General features: G+C 36.4%; 22 protein-coding genes. 19 read left to right on the forward strand and 3 right to left on the reverse strand.

The genetic code is table 11. The features are described from left to right. Nucleotides 1–14 precede the first annotated feature (14 nt). Both JEM49_RS04895 and JEM49_RS04900 read right to left on the reverse strand, forming a co-directional pair. A complete protein-coding gene (locus tag JEM49_RS04895) occupies nt 15–707 on the reverse strand; it encodes a TVP38/TMEM64 family protein (RefSeq protein WP_025005488.1) in 693 nt (230 codons plus the stop codon). A 105-nt stretch (nt 708–812) separates the two neighbouring features. Then, a complete protein-coding gene (locus tag JEM49_RS04900; protein WP_201873912.1) occupies nt 813–1,841 on the reverse strand; it encodes a lactonase family protein in 1,029 nt (342 codons plus the stop codon). Between the two features lie 153 nt (nt 1,842–1,994). On the opposite strand from JEM49_RS04900, the gene JEM49_RS04905 reads away from it, so the two are divergent. From JEM49_RS04905 to JEM49_RS04970, 14 genes are all read left to right on the forward strand, one after another. Then, a complete protein-coding gene (locus JEM49_RS04905; protein ID WP_201873914.1) occupies nt 1,995–4,751 on the forward strand; it encodes a cation-translocating P-type ATPase in 2,757 nt (918 codons plus the stop codon). Between the two features lie 70 nt (nt 4,752–4,821). Continuing rightward, on the forward strand, nt 4,822–5,202 hold the full coding sequence (locus JEM49_RS04910; RefSeq protein ID WP_025005491.1) for a PTS glucitol/sorbitol transporter subunit IIA: 381 nt from the start codon (nt 4,822–4,824) through the stop codon (nt 5,200–5,202). A gap of 16 nt (nt 5,203–5,218) precedes the next feature. Continuing rightward, on the forward strand, nt 5,219–6,418 hold the full coding sequence (locus tag JEM49_RS04915; RefSeq protein ID WP_201873916.1) for an AI-2E family transporter: 1,200 nt from the start codon (nt 5,219–5,221) through the stop codon (nt 6,416–6,418). 51 nt (nt 6,419–6,469) lie between these two features. After that, nucleotides 6,470–7,030 carry a tRNA (cytidine(34)-2'-O)-methyltransferase gene (locus tag JEM49_RS04920; RefSeq protein WP_025005493.1) on the forward strand — a complete coding sequence of 187 codons (561 nt, stop codon included), beginning with the start codon at nt 6,470–6,472 and terminating at the stop codon, nt 7,028–7,030. Next, nucleotides 7,030–7,419: a DUF1149 family protein gene (locus JEM49_RS04925; RefSeq protein WP_025005494.1), complete on the forward strand. Its 390-nt coding sequence runs from the start codon at nt 7,030–7,032 to the stop codon at nt 7,417–7,419. Before JEM49_RS04920 ends, JEM49_RS04925 begins: the two co-directional genes overlap by 1 nt. A gap of 20 nt (nt 7,420–7,439) precedes the next feature. Continuing rightward, a complete protein-coding gene (locus JEM49_RS04930; RefSeq protein ID WP_201873918.1) occupies nt 7,440–9,851 on the forward strand; it encodes a DNA translocase FtsK in 2,412 nt (803 codons plus the stop codon). After that, entirely contained in the window at nt 9,838–11,052 is a 1,215-nt protein-coding gene (locus tag JEM49_RS04935; protein WP_025005495.1) for a M16 family metallopeptidase, read from the forward strand. Before JEM49_RS04930 ends, JEM49_RS04935 begins: the two co-directional genes overlap by 14 nt. Next, nucleotides 11,049–12,305: a M16 family metallopeptidase gene (locus JEM49_RS04940; RefSeq protein ID WP_201873920.1), complete on the forward strand. Its 1,257-nt coding sequence runs from the start codon at nt 11,049–11,051 to the stop codon at nt 12,303–12,305. The genes JEM49_RS04935 and JEM49_RS04940 overlap by 4 nt, the downstream gene beginning before the upstream one ends. Further along, on the forward strand, nt 12,306–13,034 hold the full coding sequence (ymfI, locus tag JEM49_RS04945) for an elongation factor P 5-aminopentanone reductase (RefSeq protein WP_201873922.1): 729 nt from the start codon (nt 12,306–12,308) through the stop codon (nt 13,032–13,034). A gap of 67 nt (nt 13,035–13,101) precedes the next feature. Next, a complete protein-coding gene (locus JEM49_RS04950) occupies nt 13,102–14,217 on the forward strand; it encodes a helix-turn-helix domain-containing protein (RefSeq protein ID WP_098043902.1) in 1,116 nt (371 codons plus the stop codon). Between the two features lie 22 nt (nt 14,218–14,239). Beyond that, nucleotides 14,240–14,800 (forward strand): CDP-diacylglycerol--glycerol-3-phosphate 3-phosphatidyltransferase, encoded by a 561-nt coding sequence (pgsA, locus tag JEM49_RS04955; protein WP_201873924.1) that lies wholly within the window; start codon nt 14,240–14,242, stop codon nt 14,798–14,800. Nucleotides 14,801–14,982: 182 nt separating this feature from the next. Beyond that, on the forward strand, nt 14,983–16,080 hold the full coding sequence (recA, locus tag JEM49_RS04960) for a recombinase RecA (protein ID WP_025005499.1): 1,098 nt from the start codon (nt 14,983–14,985) through the stop codon (nt 16,078–16,080). 117 nt (nt 16,081–16,197) lie between these two features. Next, nucleotides 16,198–17,829, forward strand: coding sequence for a ribonuclease Y (gene rny / locus JEM49_RS04965; protein WP_025005500.1), 1,632 nt, complete (start codon nt 16,198–16,200; stop codon nt 17,827–17,829). A 105-nt stretch (nt 17,830–17,934) separates the two neighbouring features. Then, nucleotides 17,935–19,092: a glycosyltransferase family 4 protein gene (locus JEM49_RS04970; protein ID WP_056945578.1), complete on the forward strand. Its 1,158-nt coding sequence runs from the start codon at nt 17,935–17,937 to the stop codon at nt 19,090–19,092. A gap of 25 nt (nt 19,093–19,117) precedes the next feature. Here the strand turns inward: JEM49_RS04970 and JEM49_RS04975 are convergent, their stop codons facing one another. After that, the gene (locus JEM49_RS04975) at nt 19,118–19,780 is read right to left on the reverse strand and encodes a YigZ family protein (RefSeq protein ID WP_056945512.1); all 663 of its coding nucleotides are present in this window, start codon (nt 19,778–19,780) and stop codon (nt 19,118–19,120) included. 44 nt (nt 19,781–19,824) lie between these two features. Here JEM49_RS04975 and JEM49_RS04980 point away from each other — a divergent pair, with 44 nt between their 5' ends. From JEM49_RS04980 to prfB, 5 genes are all read left to right on the forward strand, one after another. Next, nucleotides 19,825–21,111: a DEAD/DEAH box helicase gene (locus JEM49_RS04980; RefSeq protein WP_098045734.1), complete on the forward strand. Its 1,287-nt coding sequence runs from the start codon at nt 19,825–19,827 to the stop codon at nt 21,109–21,111. Continuing rightward, nucleotides 21,108–21,803 (forward strand): ComF family protein, encoded by a 696-nt coding sequence (locus JEM49_RS04985; protein ID WP_025005161.1) that lies wholly within the window; start codon nt 21,108–21,110, stop codon nt 21,801–21,803. Before JEM49_RS04980 ends, JEM49_RS04985 begins: the two co-directional genes overlap by 4 nt. A gap of 81 nt (nt 21,804–21,884) precedes the next feature. Next, nucleotides 21,885–22,427 carry a ribosome hibernation-promoting factor, HPF/YfiA family gene (gene hpf, locus JEM49_RS04990; protein WP_087175641.1) on the forward strand — a complete coding sequence of 181 codons (543 nt, stop codon included), beginning with the start codon at nt 21,885–21,887 and terminating at the stop codon, nt 22,425–22,427. Nucleotides 22,428–22,566: 139 nt separating this feature from the next. Continuing rightward, nucleotides 22,567–24,966: a preprotein translocase subunit SecA gene (gene secA / locus JEM49_RS04995; protein WP_087235407.1), complete on the forward strand. Its 2,400-nt coding sequence runs from the start codon at nt 22,567–22,569 to the stop codon at nt 24,964–24,966. Nucleotides 24,967–25,032: 66 nt separating this feature from the next. Further along, a protein-coding gene (prfB, locus tag JEM49_RS05000; protein ID WP_164477382.1) for a peptide chain release factor 2 occupies nt 25,033–26,149 on the forward strand; the annotation gives its coding sequence in 2 pieces (ribosomal slippage) (nt 25,033–25,104 and nt 25,106–26,149; 1,116 coding nt in all). Nucleotides 26,150–26,153: the final 4 nt, after the last annotated feature.

The raw sequence follows: 26,153 nt of genomic DNA on the forward strand, positions 1-26,153 counted from the left end.
AAGCTTGATTTTTATCAAGCTTTTTTTGTATGCTTCTTAACGCGCTTCATAATAAATAAAATCGCTGCAGCTATTAGGGCAACGGCCACAATCATGACTGCTGCCTTAATAATTCTGCTGGTGTCAAGATGCAAAATTGAGTCGCCACCATAAGCATAAAGATATGCAAATGGACTTACCCCGATCACAATCGGAATCAATTGCTTTTTGAAATCATTTTTATTAATCAAAATATTGACATAGCTAACGGTTGCACTTGGAATAAATGGGATGAGATAGCCAATAGTTAGAGCGACCATCGGATATTTTTGTGTAGTTAACAATTTGTAGATCTTACTATTAGACATATGTTTAATGTCATATAGTTTGTGCAAAAACTGCATCAAGATGATTTGTCCTAAAATATCACTAATCCAGTTAACAATAAAGCCAAATGCTGGACCATACAAGATTCCATTCAAAACACAGAAGATACCATTAGATAAGCCGGGAATTGCCACACAAATGGCATTTAAAATAAAAAGAAAAGCTAAATCTTCGATCCCGTGGCTACGAACCATTTTAATTAACAATTCTTCATTATGGTGATCAAAATGAACTAGTAATTTTAATTCTGGTAGATAGCTTAAATATAATTTATATAAAAGCAATAATCCTAAAATTCCACCTAGAATAAATAGTATGATACGAATAATCTTTTGTTTCACTTGGTCACCTTCTTATTAATTCAGTTCTGCTTATGTCTATTTTACTTTAAATTTATGAAATGAAAAAGCCATGACTAGCATGTCATGGTTATTTTTCATTATGGGTTATTTGGTGAAAAGTACGCGAGTGCCTTCAGGAACAGGAATTTCTGTTTGAATTGGAGTTAAAGCTCCATTACCGCCATTTCTGATATACAAGGTAGCGTTATCTGTATTTTGATTTGCAGCTACTACGTATTTTTGATCGGCATCCCAGTTGAAGTCACGAGGGAAATCACCAAATGTAGAAATGCGCTGAACTAAGCTTAGGGTGTGGTCATCATTAATCTTAAAGACGGTGATAGAATTGTGGCCTCTGTTGGAGTTATAAACATATTTACCATCTTTACTAATGTAAAGTGCTGCGGCACCATTGTGTTCAGTAAAATCTTCTGGAATGGTCTTGTATGTAGCGATATTTTCGAAGTCCCAAGTGTCTTCATTAAATTTAACTACGTTGATTTTGCTAGATAATTCACCAACAACGTAGAAGTAGTTACCATCTTTTGAAAAGACGATGTGGCGAGTTCCAAAACCAGCTTCATTTTTATATTGAGCTAGGTGATGTAACTTGCCGTTTTCTAACCGGTAGAAGTCGACAGTGTCATTACCTAAATCGCAGCTAACTAAATTACCTGCTGGTGTTTCATCGAAGAAGTGTGGGTGAGGGCCATCGACTTGTTCTGGACGTGGGCCCAATGTTTCAGCCTTGTGAGTGACTTGATCGAGTAATTCTAACTTGCCGCTTTTATTGTAGTGGAATACAGATAAAACGGCGGTGTGGTAATTTGCGGTATAGATAAGCTTTTGCTCGCGATCAATACCAACATATGCTGGTGAAGCGCCAGGTGTTAAATAGCGATCGACTTCACTTGAACCATGTTCACCTAATTTAAAGACGCCGATACCACCTTCGTCACCTGCGTTGTTAATAGTAAAAATTAAATCGCCATCTTTTTGGAAATAAGTAGGGCCACCTACACTAATAATATTTTCAGCCTTGCCTAACTTAGCTCCATTATCTTCACCAGTAAAAGGCAATTCATAAATACCTTTAGAGGTCTTCTTAGTATAGCCACCGATTAAAACTTTCATATAATGCCTCCGATTTTTTAGAAAAAGTATTAACTGAGATAAGTATAGCATGGAAAATAATGAATCAGATTGTGACTTGTTCTAGTGAAAAGTGCTAGAGTAGGAAATATAAGGGAAAAATAATAATTGTAAAAATGAGAAGGTGCGTATAGGATGGATGAAAATAAAATCCGTAAATTATATGCCCAGAATGAGGTTCAACAAGTTTTTACAAATTTGCACTCTTCTTCTTCTGGATTATCGGATGAGGAAGCCGCTAAACGACTTAAGAAATATGGTACTAATACTATTAAAAAAGCCGCAGCTGAATCAGAATGGAAAACGTTTTTCAAAAACTTTTCTAGTATGATGGCAATTTTGCTTTGGATATCAGGGTTAATTGCAATAGTTTCCGGAACGTTAGAATTAGGAATTGCCATTTGGTTGGTTAATATTATCAATGGCTTATTTAGTTTTTGGCAGGAGCGAGCCGCCAAGCGGGCAACGGATGCCTTAAACAATATGTTGCCCAGCCATGTAGAAGTGATTAGAAATGGCAAGAAAAAGCAAATAAATAGTAAAGAGCTAGTGCCGGGGGATGTTTTTGTTTTACAAGCTGGTAACTCAATTCCAGCCGATGCAAGAATTATTTCCGCCAGTTCAATGCCAGTAGATCAAAGTGCTTTGAATGGTGAATCTGTTCCAGAGTCTAAAACCACAAAGTATGATCCTGGTGAAGGTAGTTATGCTGAAAGCAATTTGGTCTACTCAGGCACTACTGTGGGAGCTGGCACTGCTAGAACAATTGCTTTTGCGACGGGTATGAATACAGAATTCGGTCGAATTGCAAGCTTGACGCAAAAACAAACGAAGACAAGCAGTCCTCTCACGGCAGAGCTTAATCGATTGACTAAGCAAATTTCGATTATTGCTATTACGATTGGACTTATATTTTTTATCGCAGCTATCTTCTTCGTAAAGTATCCTTTAGCTAAGGCTTTTATCTTTGCTTTGGGGATGATTGTTGCTTTTATTCCAGAAGGATTATTGCCAACGGTAACTTTAAGTCTAGCTCAAGGTGTTAAGCGGATGGCTAAAAAGCATGCGTTAGTGAAAGAATTTAATTCTGTTGAAACTTTAGGTGAAACGACAGTTATTTGCTCAGATAAAACCGGTACGTTGACGCAGAATCAAATGACAATTCACTACCTTTGGACACCAGCTCATGAATATCACGTTACTGGTAATGGCTATGTTAATAATGGTCAGATTGAGCTAAATACAAAACAATTATGGTATGAGGAAAATCCTGATTTACGTAAATTAGTTCAAATTGCAGCTTTGGATAATGATACTTCGGTTCAACCTAATAAAAAGGGTGGAAAGCCTAAGATTTTAGGTACACCAACCGAAGCTTCCTTGATTGTGATGGCAGAAAAAGCTGGATTTGATAAACAAAAAGTTTTAGTAAAATATCCTCGTTTGCGGGAATTGCCATTTGATTCTGATCGTAAAAGAATGTCAACTGTTCATCGTTGGGATGATACGCATTATATTGTTCTCACTAAAGGTTCTTATAGCGACACGATTAAGCAATGTGATCAAATCCAGGTTGATGGTAAAATTCGTCCGATGACTGAAGCAGATCGTCTTCGCGCTAAAAAGGCAAACGCTGATTATGCTTCTCGCGGATTGCGCAGTATGGCCCTCGCTTATAAAATAATCGATCATGGTGTCGATATTAATAAAATAAGTATTGCGTATGCGGAAAATCATTTAATCTTTGTGGGTTTAGCAACAATGAGCGATCCACCACGTCCAGAAATTTATGATGCAGTTAAACGTTGTCATCAGGCCAAAATTAGAATAATCATGGTAACTGGGGATTCAAAATTAACTGCTAAGTCAGTGGCTGTTCAAATTGGTTTAACTTCTGATCAAGCACGTGTAATTTCCGGTAATGAATTAGATCAAATGAGCGATGAAGAATTGCGTCATGCATTAAAAGATGAGGTAATCTTTGCCAGAGTTGCTCCAGAACAAAAATACCGCATTGTAAAGAATTGTCAGGCTAACGGTGAAGTTGTAGCTTCCACCGGTGATGGAGTTAATGATGCTCCGGCTTTAAAGCAAGCCGATATTGGAATTGCAATGGGAATGACTGGTACTGACGTGGCTAAAGATGCAGCCAATATGATTTTGACCGATGATAACTTCGCTTCGATTGTAGCTACCATTGAAGAAGGACGTGCAGTTTATAGCAATATCCGCAAGTTCTTAACATATATTTTGACTTCTAATGTACCCGAAGCTATTCCGTCAGTGCTATTTCTTTTCTCGGCTGGATTAATTCCACTTCCTATGACAGTTATGCAAATTTTAACGGTTGATCTAGGTACCGATATGCTTCCAGCCTTAGGATTAGGTGCGGAAGCTGCCGATCCAGATATTATGAAGCAACCACCACGTAAAAGATCAGAACATTTATTGAACAAAGGTGTTATTATTAAAGCCTTTTGTTGGTATGGTCTTTTATCAAGTATTATTTCTACAGCTGCCTATTTCTTTGTGAACTATCAAAATGGTTGGCCTAACGTAGCTTTGGCTGCTAATGGCTCAATTTATATGCGAGCTACAACTATGGTTTTAGGTGCAATTGTCTTCACTCAGGTGGCAAATGTATTAAATTGTAGAACTAATATAGTTTCTGTTTTTAAAAAGGGATTATTTGAGAATAAAAATATTTGGTACGGCATTATTTTTGAAATCATTCTATTCGTTATCTTGACTATTACACCAGGCATTCAGCAGGTGTTCAATACAACTATCTTGACTGCTAGTGATTGGCTATTCCTATTCTTGTTACCAATTCCTTTAGTATTATTAGATGAACTAAGAAAATGGTTGATGTATCATCACAAAAATATCTAATAATTTGGGCTGCTTAAGTTTTTAAGCTGCTATTCTTATGCTAAAATTATTTTTAAGGAGATATAAGATTATGAAATGGATTTCAACTATTAAAAAAATTGGTAAAAAAGCTATCGATAATAAAGATGGCATGGTAATTTTGTTCGGCGAGGGTGCCAACAAAGACTTAGAAGATGTTTCAGTTATTCAAAAATTTAGTGATGAAACTCCAGTTAATGGCTTTGTCTTTAAAAAGGGTGATACGATTACTGTAGATGGTCAAACTTATGTAGCTAATTATGTAGGTCCAATGGTTGAAAGTAATATGAAGGCTTTGGGTCACGCTACTTTATTCTTTAACCGTCCAATTCCTAAAGCACCTTTAGCAAATGCGGTATATTTTGATCCAGATGTTGCTCAACCACTTCCAACCTTTAAAGTGGATGATGATATTGTTTACGAACACATTTAAATACTAGGACAGGTAGATGGATTATAAACAAAAAAGTAAAAAAGAAACCTTATTTAAAAAATGGTTTTTAGATAATCGGTTTAGTATTGTTTTATTAAACATCTTATTGTTCTTTTTAATTATCTGGATTTTTAATAAAATTTCTTTTGTATTGAATCCTGCTTGGGTATTTTTTAGTGCGATTTTGCCGCCATTACTTTTAGCGGTTATTCAATATTATGTAATGAATCCAGTAGTAGATTGGTTTGAAAAGAAGTTTAAAGTACCTAGAGTTGCTACAATTCTTGTCTTGTTTCTGTTTGTTTTAATAGCTTTAATCTGGATTATCAATATCCTGGTTCCTATTGCCCAGAATCAGATTAATTCGCTGATTAAAAACTGGCCTCATATTTGGAACGATGCTGTTAATGCAACGCAGAATGCTTTGCGTGATCCTCGTTTGCATGAGGTAAAAGGTAGCTTACAAGGCATGATAGACAATACGCAAAAAACTTTGTTTAAATCAGGGCAAAGTACTATCAACGCTACTTTAGGCAATATATCATCTGCGGTAAGTATCATTACAATGATTGTGATGACTCTGCTTACTGCACCGTTTATCTTATTCTTTATGCTCAAAGATGGGCATCAATTGCGTCCTTACATTACGAAATTTGCACCGGAGCATTGGCAACCTAGTTTTAGTCAGCTGTTGTATGATATCAACTATGCATTGGCTTCATATATTCGTGGTCAAATAACAGTTGCTTTTTGGGTAGGCGTCATGTTTGTAATTGGCTACATAATAATTGGCCTACCATATGGATTAGCTTTAGCTATCCTAGCCGGTTTTATGAATTTGATTCCATATTTTGGGACACCATTGGCTCTTATTCCGGTATTCGTAATTGCAATTATGACTTCAGGATCAATGTTAATTAAGGTTTTAGTGGTCTTTTTAATTGAACAAGCAATTGAAACTAGAATTTTAAGTCCTTTAGTTATGGGGAATAAAATGGAAATGCATCCCGTAACTACTATTTTACTTTTAATCGGTGCTAGTTCCGTTTGGGGACTATGGGGTGTAATTTTTGGTATTCCGATCTATGCAGTCTTGAAGATTATCGTGTCTCGCGTGTACAATTATTATCGAAGAGAATCTGAAATTTTTAGTGAAACAGATGCTGTTTCTTCGACCACGGGAGATGCAGATACAAAAGCAAATAATGCTAAATAAATTAAAGCGTGGTTTAAAAGCTGCGCTTTTTTAGTTTAAGGAGTTTTTGAAATGACAAATCACGTAGTTTTATATGAGCCATTAATGCCAGCTAATACTGGTAATATTGCACGTACCTGTGCAGGTACCAATACAGTTTTAGATTTGATTGAACCTTTGGGGTTTCAAATTGATAATAAAAAAATGAAACGAGCAGGGCTCGATTATTGGGACAAAGTTGATGTACGTCGTCATGATGATCTGAATGCTTTTTTAAAGACTTTAGGGCCTAATGACGAAATGTATTTAATTTCTAAGTTTTCATCAAAGAATTATGTAGATGTAGATTACACCGACCCAAATAAAAATTATTATTTTGTTTTTGGTAAGGAAACTACAGGTTTACCTGAAACTTTTATGCGTGAATATTATGACAGAAATTTAAGAATTCCAATGTCAGATAATATTCGTTGCTATAATTTGTCGAATTCTGTAGCAATGGTCTTGCTTGAAGCATTGCGTCAACAAGGATTTCCAAATATGGAAACTGCACACCATTATGAAAATGATAAATTGAAGGATGATTATGATCGTCCAGAAAGATATGAACGTAATTTAGGAAGTGAAGAATAATGGATTTTGAGAGACAAACACCAGTAACTGTACAAGCATTTCACTATGATTTAGTTGATGAAGATACAGAACCAAAGAGCGATGTTAGAACTGGCATTCAAAAATTGGATGTAAGTCAAGATGATGAGCATTCAGAAGAAAATGGCAGCTATTATGATGTAGCTGTGTTCTATGATGTAGTTCCTGCACCAAGTGAATTTAGAGTAAGTGGAACTATTCATCAGGTTGTTCAATTAAAAGATTATCATGGTGATGGTTCTGATATCAGTAGCGCAGATTGGCAACTTTTAAGTCGACCATTGGTTGAATATATTGAGACTTTAACGTATGAAGTAACTCAAGTAACTTTTGACCAACCGGTTAACTTGAACTTTAAAGCCAATTTTTAATCACTAATTAGGGTGAGTACATGCCTGTAAAAAGGAAAAAAAGAAAGACAAAAAAGACATATTCTAAAAAGAAAACAACTAAAAAACAAAATTTAAATTGGAGTATTTTGGGGCTAGTATTTATTTTGCTAGCTGTTTTTGCCTTTGTTAGATTTGGTATTTTAGGTAAACAGATTGCTAATTTGATTCGCTTGTTTTTTGGTGATTCGTATCTATTAGCTGCTAGTTTATTAGCCCTTTTTGGGCTGGTAAATTTGATTTATAACCAGCCAGTTCATTTGTCAGTTAAACGTACAATTGGGCTTTCTTTAGCATTCATTGGTATTTTATTGATTCAAAGTAGCTTGTATTACGAGCATGAATTAGTAAATAGTAATTTCTTGAATTCATTCTGGCATGCGATGACTGCAGAATTTGGTCGTGCCGCTGTTACAGAAAGTGTTGGTGGCGGCCTGATTGGTTCGCTAGGTTATCAGATTTTTTATCCGCTATTAGGACAAATTGGGATCAAGATTTTTGCGTTCTTACTAATTCCTATTGGAATCTTGATGTTTTTTGATGTGAAATTCAGGACGATTATTGAAAAATTTCAATCCAGCAGTCAATTATTTATTCAAAAAAATAAAACCGCTGGTGTTAAGTTGAAGGACAAATATAGTGACGTATTGGAAAAAAGAAAACAAAAACGTGCTAATGACGATGATAAAAATATTTTCCCAGACGTTGCAGATTTTGATTCTGATGACAATGAGGAAGATACTAGTGTTAAACCTTCAAGTGAAGACGTGACGGTCGAACCAGATCCAGAGCCGGCTCCTGAGCCGCAAATCCAAATTGCACCACAGCATGAAGAACCTGACAGCAAGGATTTACCCAAATCGCATTCTTTTGTTCAAGAAGATCAAAAATTGGTGCAAGAATTAGCCAATGTGGATCATGGTGAGTTAAAAACAGATACTATAGTTAACAAGTCATATAAAAAGCCACCTTTGAGTTTATTAGATCCAATTAAATCAACTGATCAGAGTACAGACCGTGATTTAATTAAGAAAAATACTCAGGTTTTACAATCTACTTTTAAGAGTTTTGGTGTAAAGGTAATTATTAAAAAGGCCATTTTAGGCCCTACTATTACTCGGTATGAGGTTCAACCTGCCGTCGGTGTAAAAGTTAGTCGTATTGTTAATTTGGCTGACGATTTGGCTTTGGCACTTGCAGCCAAGGATATTAGAATTGAAGCTCCAATTCCAGGAAAACCTTTTATTGGTATTGAGGTGCCTAATCGGGCAACTTCAGTTGTATCTTTTAAAGATGTAATGGAACATCAAGATGCAAAGGCAAAAAAGGATCCAATGAATGTGCCATTAGGCAAAGACGTTACTGGAAGTACTATTTCCGCTAATTTGGCAAAAATGCCACACTTATTAATAGCTGGGTCTACTGGTTCTGGTAAGTCTGTTGCCATCAACACTATTTTGGCAAGTATTTTGATGAAAGCCAGACCAGAAGATGTAAAGCTAGTTTTAATTGATCCTAAAATGGTAGAACTTTCTGTTTATAACGGAGTACCACACTTGTTAATTCCGGTTGTAACAGATGCTAAATTGGCTTCTAATGCATTGCGCAAAGTAGTTAAAGAAATGGAACGCCGCTATAAGTTATTTGCGGCAAGTGGCGTTCGCAACATGGGCGAATATAATCAAAAAGTCGCTGAAAATAATCAGGATAAATCTAAGCCTGCAATGAAGCCATTGCCGTATATTTTAGTAGTGGTTGACGAACTTAGTGACCTGATGATGGTTGGTGGCCATGATGTTGAAGGAGCAATAGTTCGACTAGGACAAATGGCTCGAGCTGCCGGAATTCATATGATTTTAGCTACTCAGCGTCCAAGTGTAGATGTTATTACTGGTTTAATTAAAGCCAATGTTCCATCTCGTATTTCTTTTGCTGTATCTAGTGGTGTAGATTCTAGAACTATTTTGGACCAAACAGGAGCTGAAAAACTTCTAGGTCGTGGTGATATGCTTTATATGCCAATTGGTGCTTCAAAACCTGAACGTATTCAAGGTGCTTATATTGCGAGTGATGAAGTTGAACGTGTAATCGATTGGGTAAAGAAACAACAAAAAGTTGACTATGATGAGACTATGATTCCTAAAAAGGGCGAAAGCTCATCGGCTTCTGATAATGGAAACGATGAACCGGAAGATGAATTTTATAATCAAGCTGTTGATTTGGTTCGTCGTCAGCAAACAGCAAGCGTATCTATGTTGCAGAGACGTTTTAGGATCGGTTATAATCGGGCTGCAAGAATCGTGGATGAGATGGAAGCTAAAGGAATTGTGGGACCTTCTGAAGGTTCAAAGCCACGTCAAGTATTAGTCCCACCAGTAAAGAATGAAGGTAATGGAAATAATGCTAATGACTAATATTACAATTAGGAAAAATAAGAAATTTACAACAGCCGCGTTGGGCTGTTTTTTGCGTTTACCGCTGACAAGTCACAATTTAGCTTTTGCAAGCTTGCTATCACGTTTGCAGTCAAACACCAGTATGTTATATCCACAAATTGCGGAGCAGACTCGAAGATTGGCCGATTTATATGATTTGCAATTGGATATTATGCCTCAGCTTTTTGGTAAAGAAATAATTTTGACTTATTATGCAAATTTTGTTGAACCAACTGAAGTACTGGATCCAGAGTATGTATGTCAAGAAATAATTCAAACTATTAGCGAAATTATTACTAAGCCAGATTGTACTCCGGAGATGTTGGCCTATGCGAAAAGACAACTAGAAGATGATTATCGCGAGTTAATGGAGCAGCCTGCCAATTATGCCATCGATCAATTCTTTAAATTATGGTACCGGGATCAGCCAGATTATGCTGAGAATTTTATGGGACCAATTGATGAAATACAAAATGCTACTGTAGATGAGGTAAATCGTTACATTGAGAGTCTGCGTGATGTCCCTGTAGCCGTAATTGGCATGGGACGTGACCACCAGTTAATGACTAAACTAGCTAAATTTTATTTCACCCAGGCTGGTATTATAAAAAATTTCCAAACCACTGGCTTAACTATTCCTGCTAACAAAAACTTAATTGAAAAAGTTGATGAACAAGGCAATGCGCAAGCACAATTGTTAATGGGCTTTGGCATTAATCATACAATTAATTATCAGGAACAAATTGTAGGCTTACTTTTAAGTCAATATTTAGCAGGAGACCAATCATCTAAGTTGTTTAGTAAAATTCGTGAAGAATTAGGTGCAGCTTATGCTGTCGAGGCTAGCTGTTTTGCTAATAATTCTCTGTTTTTAATTAATGCTGGATTGGATCCCGATCAAGTAGAATCTGCTAAGCGAGTGATATTAAATGAAATAGAGAATTTGGCTGCTGGTAATGTAGATGAAGAACTTTTTAAGAAAGCTCAAAAGGCCTTGTATAGAAATACTAAAATTGGTTTAGACAGTCAAAATTGGCAAATGGGTCAAGCCTTTCGAGGAGAATTATTTTCAGACTATTTAGATTTTGATCGAGAGACTGCTATTAAAAAGGTCACAACTCATCAATTAGTCAGTTTTGTTCAAAATTTATTCTTTAATGAAAGCTATATTTTAAAATGATTACACCAAAAATTATTAAAAGAGAATATAAATCTGGTTTTAAAGCCGAGATTATCCTGAAGCCCCATTTTTATCAACGCTTTTTTGGTATTATTATTGATTTCGGCAGTAGTGATCCCCAAAAAGTAGCGGGTTCTGCCCACTTTTTGGAACATAAATTATTTGCTAAAAAAGATGGAGATATTTCTTCACAATTTGAGGAAATTGGCGCAGATGTTAATGCATTTACCTCCTTCAATGAAACTATGTTTTATTGCAGCGGGATTGAACACACCCCCAAGATGATTGATCTGTTGTTTAGATTAGTAGGCGAGCCATATTTTACTAAACAAAATATTGCCAAAGAGGCTCCTATAATTGAGCAAGAATTGGCAATGTACCAGGATGATCCGATGTGGAAAGTAAACAATGCCATTATGACGAGCATGTTTGGTAATTCCAATTTAGGGACCGAAGTAGTTGGGACTAAAGAATCGATTAATCAGGTAACCAAGCAAAATTTGACTAAGGTTTATACTGAAAATTATGTGCCTACTAAAATGCAATTTGTTGCTTGTGGTGATTTTTCGGATAATCAAGTTCGAACCATTTTGCGTCAAGTAGGTAAATTGCAAGCTAAGTATCTAGCTGATCGTAAAGATGTTTCGACTCCGGTTTCTCAACCAGTGGGTGAGCTTTCAGATCAAGTTTTGCAAGCTAAAGGAAATTCAAAAGCTTTTGGATTGGGTATTCGATTTAAAAACTTTAAGAAAGTATTATCTAGTTCTGATTTGACTCAAATTCTGCTAGAAATAATGTTAGAATCAAAATTAAGCGTGATGAGTCCTTGGTTTGAGAAAATGCGCAAGGAAAAGCTGTTGGCTAATCCTTTGCAAATTTCAGTTAACTATACTAGACAAGGCGATTTTGCTACTATTTTTGGAGTTAGTGCAGATAATCAAAGAATAATTGAGGAGATTAAACGCGTTTTAACCCAACCTATAGATCTTAATTCTGAGCAATATCGTTTTATTAAAGAGAATTTTGTTTTGCAGAAGAAAGAATGGCTGGCCCGTACTATTCGGACAATGAATAATCTTTCATATTTTGCAATTGAAATGATTGAAGAAAATCTTGACCATGAAGATTTACAACTTAATTTATTAAAGTTGCAGACGATGGGCTTTGAAGAATTCGATCAAATTTGTCAAAAGCTGATGAAAGATAGCACTATTTGCTCGGCTTATTTAAACTCTGATAAGGAGGAGCAATAAATGAAGCGTGCAATTGTATTCGGTGCTACAGGTGGCATAGGACAAGCAATTTGTCGTGATTTGGCTGAAGATGGCTGGTCTCTTTATTTGCATTACAATTCCAAAAAGGAAGTTGCTGAAGAATTAGGTCAAAAGTTGTTTACTAAATATCCTGACCAGGATTTTATGCCGATTAAGTTAGATTTTGAAGTTGATGATGCACAATTAAGTGAATTTGTCCAAAATTTATTGCCGGTTAATGCAGCAGTTTTTGCTCAAGGGGTCACTAATTACGGCTTTCTAGGGGATGAAGATCTTGATAATATTACAAGATTAATAAAAATCAATCTGACTGTACCCATTAAATTAACTAAATTACTGGAGCCGCAGCTAATGAAACAAGGTTTTAGTCGAATCGTTTACTTAGGTTCGGTTTATGGAGGCTACGGTAGTGCTCTGGAATCGGTATATAGTGCCACTAAAGGTGGGTTAAGTCGTTTTGCGCAGGCTTATGCACGTGAAGTAGCATCAAATAATTTGACGGTTAATGTAATTGCACCAGGTGCTGTAAAGACTAATATGAACAGTATTTTTTCAGAAGATACTATTGAGAAAGTTCAAGAAGAGATTCCTGTTGGTCGTTGGGCTGATGGAAAAGATATTTCATATTGGATCAAAGTGTTGCTGAATGAACGAAGCAGTTACCTTACTGGTCAAACAATTTATGTTACTGGAGGCTGGCTTTTATAACTAAGAAGTTGTAAACGAAATTTTATGGTATACTCAATTTGTTAAATTTAATTTTGAAGAGGTTAATATGGCAGACATCGGAGAGAAATTAAAGAGTGCTAGAGAGGCAAAGGGACTTTCAATTGAAGATATCGAAAAAGCAACTAAGATTCAAAGTAGATATCTAACAGCAATTGAAAAGGATGAATTTGATAAGCTTCCTGGTGACTTTTATGTTAGGGCATTTATTCGACAATACGCTCAAGTAGTTGGATTAGATGGGAAAGAATTACTCAGTGACTATCATGAGGATGTTCCAGAAGCGGATCCTGATGAATATGTAGAGAATTCAATTGATAATAAGAGCGAAGAGGTTCGTGAAACCACAAATAACAAGAAGAATTTGTGGAAGAATTACTTGCCAAGAATCGCAATCGCATTAGGTGTAATTATCGTAATCTTAGTTGTATACGTATTGTATGCACGTATTTCATCAAGTGGTCAGCATCATGATACTGATAACAGCGGCGTAACTGTATCATCACAGAAGACATCATCGTCATCTTCTAAGAAGACTAAGCCGGTTGCTGTAAATACAGTTAAGATTAAAAAGATTAATGACAATGAATACCGTGTCCTTGGTCTTAAGAGGAATCGTCGTTTAGTTGTTAAGGCAGGTTCAACTCAAAATACTTCTGCGGGAGTACAAATTAATGGCAATGCAAATAGCTGGCAAGGAACTTTAATTGCTAAGCAAAAGCATACCCTTACTTTACCTTCAAACGCTGAACGAGTTGTAATTACCTTGGGTAATGATAATGGTAGTTCGATTAAGATCGGTGGCAAGAAGGTTCCATACGTACCTAATAATAGCTACAGAACAATTACTTTGTTAATTGGAAAGGCTAAGAAGACTACTACTCATCATACTGATGACAATACTAGTCAAAATGGAACGACTAGCGATAATAATACTAATAACAGTAATACTACTACTCAAAATCAAACTCAGAGCAGCTCTACTACTAGACACAACACTCAAACTAGTCACCAACAATCATCAGCTGCTCAAAGCAGTCAAACAAGACAAAGTAGTCAAACACAACAATCATCAGCTACTCAATCATCAACAACCACTACGCAAAATAACAATGCCGGTGGAAATGATAATGGTGGCAGCGGTGATGAAAATAATGGTAATTAAAGCTTAGGAGAAAATAAGAAGAATGAATTTACCTAATAAACTTACTGTTTTTAGAATCTTTTTAATTCCAATATTTATGTTAATTATAATTTTCGGTGGGGATGCTCATACTGAAGCCGCTGGTTCAACTGTTGTTTGGAGCTGGGTAATTGCAGCTATTGTTTTTGCCGTAGCTTCAGCTACTGACTGGTTTGATGGTCATATTGCTCGTTCACGCAACATGGTTACCAACTTTGGTAAGTTTGCTGATCCTTTGGCAGACAAGATGTTGACTATGACTGCATTTATTTTCTTAGTTGAATTGAAGCTTGCTCCAGCTTGGGTTGTTGCAATCATTGTTTGTCGTGAATTAGCAGTTACTGGTTTGCGCTTGATTTTAGCTGAAAACAAGGGACAAGTTTTGGCAGCTAAAATGCCTGGTAAGATCAAGACTACTTGCCAAATGTTATCAATCATCTTCTTATTGATCGGTAACTTCTGGTATATCGGTACAATTTTACTTTACCTTGCATTGATCTTTACTATTTACTCAGGTTACGACTACTTCCACCAATCATGGGGCGTATTCAAAGGATCCATGTAAAATTAAAGATAAATTAAAAGAAGCATAAAATTGCTTCTTTTTTATTTTCTCAAAAAAAAATTACCTTTTTTTGCGTATTTAATAGTGTAGGCTAAATACTTTGAACGTTAGTTTGTATATTGCTTGCAAAGTAGATAATGATCAAAGTATAATTACTGAGTACAAAAATTTAGGAGGAAAACATGCCCAAAGATGAAAAAAAGGCTGCTTTAGATGCAGCGCTCAAGAAAATTGAAAAGAACTTTGGCAAAGGTGCTGTTATGCGTATGGGTGAGAAGGCCGATACTCAAATTTCAACAGTTCCAACAGGTTCACTTGCTTTAGATGCTGCTATTGGTGTTGGTGGCTATCCTCGGGGACGTATTATTGAAGTATATGGACCTGAATCATCTGGTAAGACTACTGTTGCTCTTCATGCAGTAGCTGAAGTGCAAAAACGTGGTGGTACAGCCGCATATATTGATGCTGAAAACGCAATGGATCCAGCATACGCTGAAGCTTTAGGTGTAGACATTGATTCACTTATTTTGTCTCAACCTAATACTGGTGAAGAAGGACTACAAATTGCTGATACTTTAATTTCTAGTGGTGCTATTGATATTGTGGTTGTCGACTCTGTTGCTGCTTTAGTTCCACGTGCAGAAATTGAAGGCGAAATGGGGGATGCCCATGTTGGTCTTCAAGCTAGATTAATGAGTCAAGCTTTGCGTAAGTTATCAGGAACAATTTCCAAGACTAAGACTATTGCAATTTTCATTAATCAGATTCGTGAAAAAGTTGGGGTTATGTTTGGTAACCCTGAAACTACACCTGGTGGTCGTGCCCTTAAGTTTTATTCAACTATTCGACTTGAAGTAAGAAGAGCAGAACAGATTAAGCAATCTGGTGATGTAATTGGTAACCGCGTCAAGATTAAAGTTGTAAAGAACAAGGTTGCCCCACCATTTAAGGTAGCAGAAGTAGATATCATGTATGGTAAAGGTATTTCTCAAAGTGGAGAATTACTTGATATGGCTGCTGACAAGGATATCATTGATAAGGCTGGATCATGGTATTCATATAAGAGCGATCGTATCGGCCAAGGACGAGAAAATGCTAAGAAATATCTTGAAGATCATCCAGATATTTATCAAGATATTCAACAACAAGTTCGTCAGGCATATGGTATTGATGAGAAGTCAGTAGCTGATCGTGAAGATCCTGAAAAAATAAAGGAAAAGCGTGAAGAGGCTCAAGCAGAGAAGTCTGCCGAAGCTAAAAAGACAACTGATGATAAATAAAAATGATTTTTACCTTGGAATTATGTTCCAAGGTTTTTTCTTGTGGATTGACATGGACCAACAGGTTCTTTATCATAAAAGTGGTGTGAATAATTCTAAAAAAAGGCGATAGTAATCATGAATACAATTATTATGATTCCCGTCGCAACTGCCATTGTTTCAATTTTGGTGGGTACAGTGATTGGCTATGCTATTCGTAAACATTCTTGGGAACAAAAAGCTCAGAATGCACAAAATGATGCTGATCATATTTTAGCCGATGCTCGAGCACAAGTAGCTGCGGTAGAAGCAGAGGTTAATGCACAAAAGCAAGCAGCAGAAGCTGTTAAGCAAAGTGCTGAAAATACTAAGAAAGAAAAAATTCTTGAAGCTCAAGAACAAATTCGTGATTATAAGCAAAAGACTGAAGACAAGTTAAATTTAAAAAAGGATGATTTAGCTCGTCAAGAAAATCGTTTAAAGCAACGTGAAGATACTTTAGATCACAAAAATTCTTTGTTAGATGAAAGAGAAGCTGGACTCACTCAAAAGGAAGATCAATTAAAGCAGCAAGATACTAGCTTAAAGGCAAAATTAACTGAAGCTGATGAATTAGTTGAAGCTAGACGGCAAAAGCTTTATGACGTAGCTAAGTTGGATAAAGAAGAAGCAAAAAAGATTGTGCTTAATAAATTATCTGATGAGCTTGTTAAAGAACGTGCCGAATTGATTAGAAATAGTAATGAAGAAGTTAAAGCGAAAGCTGATCATTATGCTAACCAAATTATAGTTGATGCAATTCAGAGTAGTGCAGCAGATACTGTAGCAGAAACCACCGTGTCTGTTGTTGATCTACCAAATGAAGAGATGAAGGGACGTATTATTGGACGTGAAGGTCGCAATATTCGTTCATTTGAAGCTTTAACTGGTATTGATTTAATTATTGATGATACACCAAAGGTTGTAACTTTGAGTGGCTTCGATCCAATTAGACGTGAAATTGCGAAGAGAGCAATGGAACGTTTGATTAAGGATGGGAGAATTCATCCAGCTAGAATTGAGGAAATGGTTGATAAAGCTCGTAAAGAAGTTAATGACGATATTTATGAAGCTGGTGAAAGTGCCTTAATGGAACTTGGAATTCACCGTATGAATCCAGAACTCGTTAAGACGCTTGGACGACTCAAGTATCGTACTTCATATGGGCAAAATGTCTTGTCACACTCAATTGAAGTTGGTAAATTAGCTGGTACTATGGCTGCCGAATTAGGTCTAGATGAAAAATTAGCAGTTCGCGCGGGATTATTACACGATATTGGTAAAGCCATCGATCATGATATTGAAGGTTCACACGTAGAAATTGGTGTAGAGTTGACCCGTAAATATCATGAATCCGATGTTGTAGTTAACGCGATTGCTGCACACCATGGTGATGTGCCTAAGTTATCGTTTATTGCTGAACTTGTAGTTGCAGCAGATACGATTTCTTCAGCTCGACCAGGTGCAAGAAGTGAGAGTCTAGAAAATTACATCAGGCGTTTGACCGAATTAGAAAAGATAGCTAAGAGCTATCAAGGTGTCAAGCAGGCTTATGCCATTCAAGCGGGACGTGAGGTTCGCGTGATGGTAGAACCTGATGAAATTTCAGATGATCGTACAGTTATTTTGGCACGGGATATTCGTAATCAGGTTGAAAAAGAACTTGATTATCCTGGTAATATTAAAATTACTGTTATCCGTGAAAAACGAGTTGTAGCGATCGCTAAATAAATTTAAAAAGGTTTGAAATTAAAAGTTTCAAACCTTTTTTGTTATTTGTGCAAAACCGACTCTACTTGTATAATTAGAACGAGTAAATAAGGAAAGTAGCCAAATATGTTTAAAATCATTGTTGAATTATTTTTATTGGTAATTATCTCGGCGGCTATTACGCCGTTTATTCGGCGTTTGGCTTTCGTATTGGGAGCTGTTGATAATCCTAATGCACGTAGGGTTAATAAGAAGCCAATGCCTACTATCGGGGGATTAGGAATTTTCGTTACTTTTAATATCGGTGCATTTGTACTGTTACGAGAGCAATTTCCTACCCATGAAATCTTTTCGATTTTATTAGCTTCAAGTGTAATTGTGTTGACGGGATTGATAGATGATATTCTTGAATTAAAGCCTAGACAAAAAATGTTCGGCATTTTTATTGCCTCATTGATCATTTATTTCTTGGCAGGTATTCGAATGAATGTCTTAAAAATTCCTTTTGTCACGCACGAAGTTAATATTGGTTGGTGGAGTTTTCCAATTACCATTTTTTGGATATTAGCTTTAACTAATGCAGTCAATTTGATTGATGGACTGGATGGGCTAGCAGATGGGGTATCAATGATTTCTCTAACGACCATGGGAATCGTAGGATATTTCTTTTTACACACGCATCAGCTATATGTGCCTATAGCTTGTTTTATGTTAGCCGCATGTTTATTAGGTTTTTTACCATATAATTTCCATCCAGCTAAGATCTTTTTAGGAGATACAGGTGCATTATATATTGGATTTATGATTGCGGTTCTTTCACTGAAAGGTTTAAAGAATGTAACTTTTATTTCTTTATTAGTACCGATCATAATTTTAGGTGTGCCAATCACCGATACGGTTTATGCCATGATTCGGAGAAAATTAAATAAAAAACCTATCTCAGAGGCGGATAAACACCACTTGCACCACCAATTGATGAGAATGGGATTAACTCATAGACAAACGGTTTTAACGATCTATGCATTGTCTTTGGTCTTTTCTTTCATCTCATTATTATTCTTGCTTTCTCCGGCTTGGGGAACATGGTTATTAATTCTGGGATTGTTGGTTGCACTTGAATATTTTGTGGAATCAATCGGCTTGTTGGGTGAAAAGTATCATCCATTAATGCATGTTATCCAGAAAATCATTAATCAAAAAAGCAAAACTGATCCTACAGTTGAAGTTTGGCATTTGGGCGACGAGAAGCCTGACCAATTAAAAAATAAAAAGAATACAAAATAAAGAGTTTGGTTATTAGCCAAACTCTTTATTGTTCATGATAATTATTTTGTTCAACTGGAAGTTCGTTGTAGCGTTTTTCACCATTAGTGAAACTGATTTGACCAGCCAAAAGGTTGGTCAAATCTTTTTTTGTTTGTTCTTGATCATCTATATCTAAAAAAATATGAATTTTGATATCTACACCGTATTCAGTATCAGCTATGAAGACTTTATTCGTCTTAAGGTAATGATCAACTTCATCAAACCGATTATAAGGCACGCTGAAAATAAGTTCTTGTTGCAGGACACGTTTAACCACGCCAATTTTTTCTACAGCGTTGGTTACGCTATTGGAATAAGCCCGAATTAAGCCACCTGCACCGAGCTTAATGCCACCGAAATATCTGGTTACAACGACAGTGATATTTTTTAAGTTCATTAATTGCAGCGCTTTTAATTCGGGGATGCCAGCTGTGCCTGAAGGTTCACCGTTATCACTTGCTTTTACTTGATCATCATTTAAACCGATAGTATAGGCAAATGTGTTGTGGGTAGCGTCACGATATTTCTTTGAAATTTCCTGGATGAATTCATTTGCTTCATCTGTAGTAGTGGTTCGTGCCATGTTAGCAATAAATTTACTCTTTTTGATTACTAGTTCAGCAGCGCCATTTTCTTTAATAGTTAAAAAATTTTCTTCTTTTGACAAAAAAATCGCCTCTTTTTGCGTAATAGATAATAGAGGTGAAAAATATGGAAGATTTAACTCTATTATCGGGTCGTCAATGGATTGTTAATCAAAAGGATTCTAGCACACTTGAAGATTGTAGCAAAGTTCCGGTAATTGAAAATGGGTTGTGCAACCGATGTGGCAGTAAAGTCGAATGTAAATTACCAAGTGGCAAATTATACTGCCGTGCTTGTATTGGTTTAGGAAGAGCAAATGAGGGAGATGTTTTGGTTCACTGTCAAAATGCGAGCCAATTTTCAAAGTTACCGAATGGTGGAATGACTTGGAATGGGCAGCTGACTACGTTGCAACAAAAAATTTCAGATAATTTAGTTTTAAATTTTAAACAAAAGAAAAGCAGCTTAGTTCATGCGGTAACTGGTGCAGGAAAGACCGAGATGCTGTTTCAGCTAATTGCGGAGTGCATGAAGAATGGAAAACGTGCATGTATTGCCACACCCAGAATCGACGTGGTTAATGAACTATTTCCACGATTTGAAGCAGCTTTTGCGGAAATTGAGATTGGCAAATATCACGGGCGAGAATACCAAGAACCAAATTTGGATCAATTGACAATTTGTACTACGCATCAGTTATTGAAATTTTATGAAGCTTTTGATTTGTTAGTGATTGATGAAGTAGACTCGTTTCCTTATGTGGGAAATGATCAATTGCATTTTGCAGCTAAAAATGCCGTAAAAAAAGATGGAGTGCGCGTGTATTTAACAGCCACGCCGACAGAAGACTTATTAGAAGAGGTTAAGCAGGGAAAAATTGAAATCTTAAAGCTCAATCGGAGATTTCATGGTGGACTTTTACCGGTACCAAGGGAGAAATTATTTATTAAGCCGTTTTTAAATAAAAAAGGACAAATTCACGCTAATTTGCTTGCCGAAGTAAAAAAGGTAGTAAGAAGCGAGCATCCCTTGTTAATTTTTGTACCTCGAATTGAACAAATTCCGATCTATTTGGCAGCTTTAAAAAAGAAGTTGAAAGATAATAACGTGAAAATCGTTGGAGTGCATGCACAAGATTCTCAAAGAATAGAAAAAGTTGCGGCTTTTAGAGAGCGAAAGTATGACATTCTTTTGACTACTACGATTTTGGAACGTGGAGTAACTTTTAAAAATGTTTGGGTAATTATTGTTGCAGCCGATGATCCTATTTATACTGCCGCAAGTTTAGTGCAAATTGCGGGACGAGTGGGTAGAGCGAAAGAAGACAAAACAGGTTTAGTGCTATATTGCTATCATCGTTACACTAAAAATATTCGCAGCAGTATCAAGCAAATTAAGGGGATGAATAAATGAGACAATGTCTATTATGTGAGCAAGAATTTATTCCTCCAATTAAATTTGCCCAAATTTTCTCATTAAAAAATTTTAGGCAGCCTAAGATTTGCTTTCATTGTTTGAATCAATTTGAAAAATTGACGGGAAATCGTTGCTCAGTATGTTCGAAAATGATGGAGCAAGGGATTATTTGTAGTGATTGTAAAAAGTGGCAAAAGATATATCAAGGTGAAGTTTTGCATAATTCTGCATTATATCGGTATAATTCTGCTTTTCATGATTTGATGGTGGCGTATAAGCGAAGAGGAGATTATGTTTTACGGGAAGTATTGCAAGAATTAAGCTGGGACTATTTATCTAAAACGGAGTTTGATTATTATATTCCTGTGCCTACCTCACCTGGGCACCAGGTTAAGAGACAGTTCGATACAATTTCGGCTGTTTATGGAGATATTGTGTCCCTTACGCCGCTTTTAGCTAAAAAAGAAGGTAGTCATGCTCAAGGTGAGAAAAACAAAGAGGAGCGGCTAAAAACGCCCCAAAGCTTTTTTATTGATAAAACTATAAAAATAAAAGAAAATATACAGACAGGGAAAGTGTTGCTATTAGATGATATTTATACTACTGGACGGACGCTTTATCATGCACGAGATTGCTTAAAATCAAGGTTTCCAGGGATGCATATTGAAAGCTTTTCAATTTGTCGTTAGATTTGTTATGAAACGCTTTCATTTTTTGGTATAATGTATTTGTAAAGAAAAAACCGCTTTGCGGTGAAAGGAGAATCTTATATGTTAAAGTACAATGTTCGTGGAGAAAATATTGAAGTAACTGACGCTTTAAGAAGTTATGTTGAAAAACGGTTAAATAAATTAGAAAAATATTTTGAATTAAGTCAAGACGTGATCGCACACGTAAACTTAAGAGTTTACCGTGACCGCTCTGCTAAGGTCGAAGTTACTATTCCTTTACCATACTTAGTTTTGAGAGCAGAAGAAACCACGGACGATATGTATCGTAGCATTGACTTCGTTTCAGAGAAACTTGAACGTCAAATTAGAAAGTACAAGACTCGTGTAAACAGAAAGAGTCGTGAAAAAGGTTTACAAGATTTCTTTGTGGAACAACCTCAAGAAGAAAAGAAGCCTAGCGAATTTGATATCGTTCGTAACAAGCGTGTAAGCTTAAAGCCAATGGATCCAGAAGAAGCAATTTTACAAATGGACATGTTGGAACATGATTTCTTTGTATTTGAAGATGCTGAAACCAATGGTACTAGTGTTGTTTACCGCAGAAACGATGGTCGTTATGGTTTAATTGAAACTAACGAATAATTAAGGTAAAATAATTACTAGTGTCAAACCTCGCGTGAGATAAACGCGAGGTTTTTATTTGGAATATTTTAAATTTGTAAATAATCATGTTAAAATTAATCTGTATTTTTAGACTTTACGATATATAAGGACCGATTTAATGGTAAATATTTTAAAGAAATTATATAACGACGATAAAAGAGAACTTAAGAAATTCGAAAAATATGCCAACAAGGTAGAAGGCTATGCCGATGAAATGAGCAAGCTTACTGATGAGCAATTACAAGCTAAAACTCCTGAGTTCCGTGAACGACTCAAGAAGGGTGAAAGCTTAGATGATCTTTTGCCAGAAGCATTTGCTGTTGCTCGTGAAGGTGCCAAGCGTGTGCTTGGTCTTTATCCTTTCCACGTTCAGATTTTAGGTGGTATTGCACTTCACTATGGTAACATTGCCGAAATGATGACTGGTGAAGGTAAGACTTTGACAGCAACCATGCCTGTATACTTAAATGCGCTTGAAGGCAAGGGTGTACACGTTGTTACTGTTAACGAATACCTTTCAAGTCGTGACGAAGAGGAAATGGGTCAACTTTACAAGTGGCTTGGTTTAACTGTGGGCTTGAACTTAAATTCAATGTCTCCAGATGAAAAGCGTGAAGCTTATAATTGTGATGTTACTTATTCAACTAATTCAGAATTAGGCTTTGACTATTTGCGTGACAACATGGTTGTTTATAAAGAGCAAATGGTACAACGTCCACTTAATTACGCCATCATCGACGAAGTTGACTCAATTTTGATTGATGAAGCTAGAACACCTTTGATTATTTCTGGTGAAGCTGAACAAGCAAATAGTGACTATATTCGTGCAGATCGCTTTGTTAAGACTTTATCTGAAGATAAGAGCGATGACGATGCAGATGATGACGAAGATCATGGCGATTATAAGATCGATTGGCCAACCAAGACCATTTCTCTTACTAGAACTGGGATTGAAAAGGCATGTAAGCACTTTGGTTTAAGAAACTTATATGATGTTGAAAACCAAAAGTTGGTTCACCACATCGATCAAGCTCTTCGTGCTAACTACATCATGCTTAAGGATATCGATTACGTTGTTCAAGACGGCGAAGTTTTAATCGTTGACTCATTCACTGGTCGTGTAATGGAAGGACGTCGTTACTCAGACGGTTTACACCAAGCAATTGAAGCTAAGGAAGGCGTTAAGATTCAAGAAGAATCAAAGACGCAAGCTACAATTACTTACCAGAATTTCTTCAGAATGTACAAGAAGTTATCTGGTATGACTGGTACTGCTAAGACTGAAGAAGAAGAATTTCGTGAAATCTACAATATGCAGGTAATCACAATTCCAACTAACCGTCCAATTGCTAGAAAAGATATGCCTGATATTTTGTATCCAACTTTGGATTCAAAATTCCATGCTGTAGTTGAAGAAATTAAGAAGCGCCATGCTAAAGGTCAACCTGTGCTAGTTGGTACTGTAGCCATCGAGAGTTCAGAAAGATTGAGTAATTTGCTTGATGAAGCAGGTATTCCACATGCTGTTTTAAACGCTAAGAATCACGCAAAAGAAGCTCAAATTATTATGAATGCCGGTCAACGTGGAGCTGTTACTATCGCTACTAACATGGCTGGTCGTGGTACTGATATTAAGCTTGGGCCTGGTGTTAAGGAACTTGGCGGTTTAGCCGTAATTGGTACTGAACGTCACGAATCACGTCGTATTGATAACCAGCTTCGTGGTCGTTCTGGTCGTCAGGGTGACCCAGGTTACACTCGTTTCTACTTATCACTTGAAGATGACTTGATGAAGCGTTTCGGTGGAGACCGTGTTAAAGACTTCTTGGATCGTTTATCAGACAATGATGATGATAAGGTAATTGAAAGTCGTTTAATCACTCGCCAAGTTGAATCAGCTCAAAAGCGTGTTGAAGGTAACAACTACGATACTCGTAAGCAAACTTTGCAATACGATGATGTTATGCGTATTCAGCGTGAAATTATTTACGGTGAAAGAATGCAAGTAATTAATGCTGATAAATCATTAAAGAATGTTTTAGTTCCGATGATTCACCGTACAATTGATAGTCAAGTTGATATGTTTACTCAAGGCGATAGAAGCGAATGGCGTCTTGATTCATTGCGCGACTTTATTTCTTCAAGTTTAACTTCTGAACAAGTTACAGATTCAATTGACTTTAAGACTATTAGTGTCGAGGACTTAAAGAAGAAGTTATACGACATTGTGGAAAAGAACTTTGAAGATAAGGAAAAGGCATTAGGCGATCCTAGTCAAATGCTTGAATTCGAAAAAGTTGTTATCTTACGTGTTGTTGATGATCGCTGGACTGATCACATTGATGCAATGGATCAATTGCGTCAATCAATTGGACTTCGTGGTTATGGACAACTTAATCCACTTGTTGAATATCAAGATTCTGGTTACAGAATGTTTGAAGAAATGATTTCAAATATTGAATTTGATGTAACTCGTTTGTTCATGAAGGCTGAAATTAGACAAAATCTTAGTCGTTAATAAAGAAAGAGGGGAGTTAACAGCTTCCCTTTTTTTGCAATTATTAGTAAAGGGAATTGAGTTTAAATGGAAATTAGTGAAATTCAAAGTGTGCTAGACGAATTAAAGAAACGCCTAGATCACTTTAGGGGGTCTCTTTGACTTAGATGCAATTGATGAAAGCATCGAAATAAATGAAGCAAAGATGGCTGAACCGGATTTTTGGAATGATCAAGAGAAAGCGCAAAAATTAATTAGTGACAATAATCTGTTAAAAGAAAAACGTGATTCGTTTTTGAAATTGCAACAGGGCTATGAAGATGAAACCACTGCGCTTGAACTTTTACGTGAAGAACCAGATCCAGATTTGCATCAAGAAGTAGAAACTGATTTAAAAAATCTGCAAGAAGCGTTTCATAATTATGAATTAGACTTATTGTTATCAGGTAAATACGATAGTCATAATGCACTCCTTGAAATCCACCCAGGTGCCGGTGGTACTGAAGCGATGGATTGGGGTCAAATGCTTTTCCGGATGTATCAAAGATATTGTGATGCAGCAGGTTTTAAGTTTGAGATTAATGATTATGAACCTGGTGAAGAAGCTGGACTTAAGAGCGTAAGCGTTAGAATAAGCGGCAAAAATGCTTATGGGATGCTCAAATCAGAAAATGGAGTTCACCGATTGGTTAGAATATCACCTTTTGATGCGGCCAAAAGACGGCACACTTCTTTTGCTTCAGTAGAAGTGATTCCTGAAATAGATGACAGTATTCAAATTGATATTGATCCTAAAGATTTACGAGTTGATGTTTATCGTTCTAGTGGTGCTGGTGGACAGCACATTAACAAAACTTCTAGTGCGGTAAGAATTACTCACTTGCCTACAGGCATTGTGACTACTTCTCAGGCTCAGCGTTCGCAGCTTCAAAACCGTGAAACTGCAATGAATGAATTGAGAGCAAAGCTTTTTCACTTAGAAGAGGAGAAGAAGCGGAAGCAAAAGCAGGCTTTAAAAGGTGATCAAAAAGAAATCGGTTGGGGATCTCAAATTAGATCTTACGTTTTCCATCCATATAACTTGGTTAAAGATTTACGCACAGGATATGAAACTGCAGATGTTAATGGCGTAATGGATGGAAAACTGCAGCCATTTATTTATTCATATTTGCAATGGCTTCTTAGTCAAGAAAATCCGGAGTAAATGA

It is taken from the genome of Lactobacillus sp. A27, from assembly GCF_016742815.1.
Taxonomy (GTDB): Bacteria; Bacillota; Bacilli; order Lactobacillales; family Lactobacillaceae; genus Lactobacillus; species Lactobacillus gallinarum.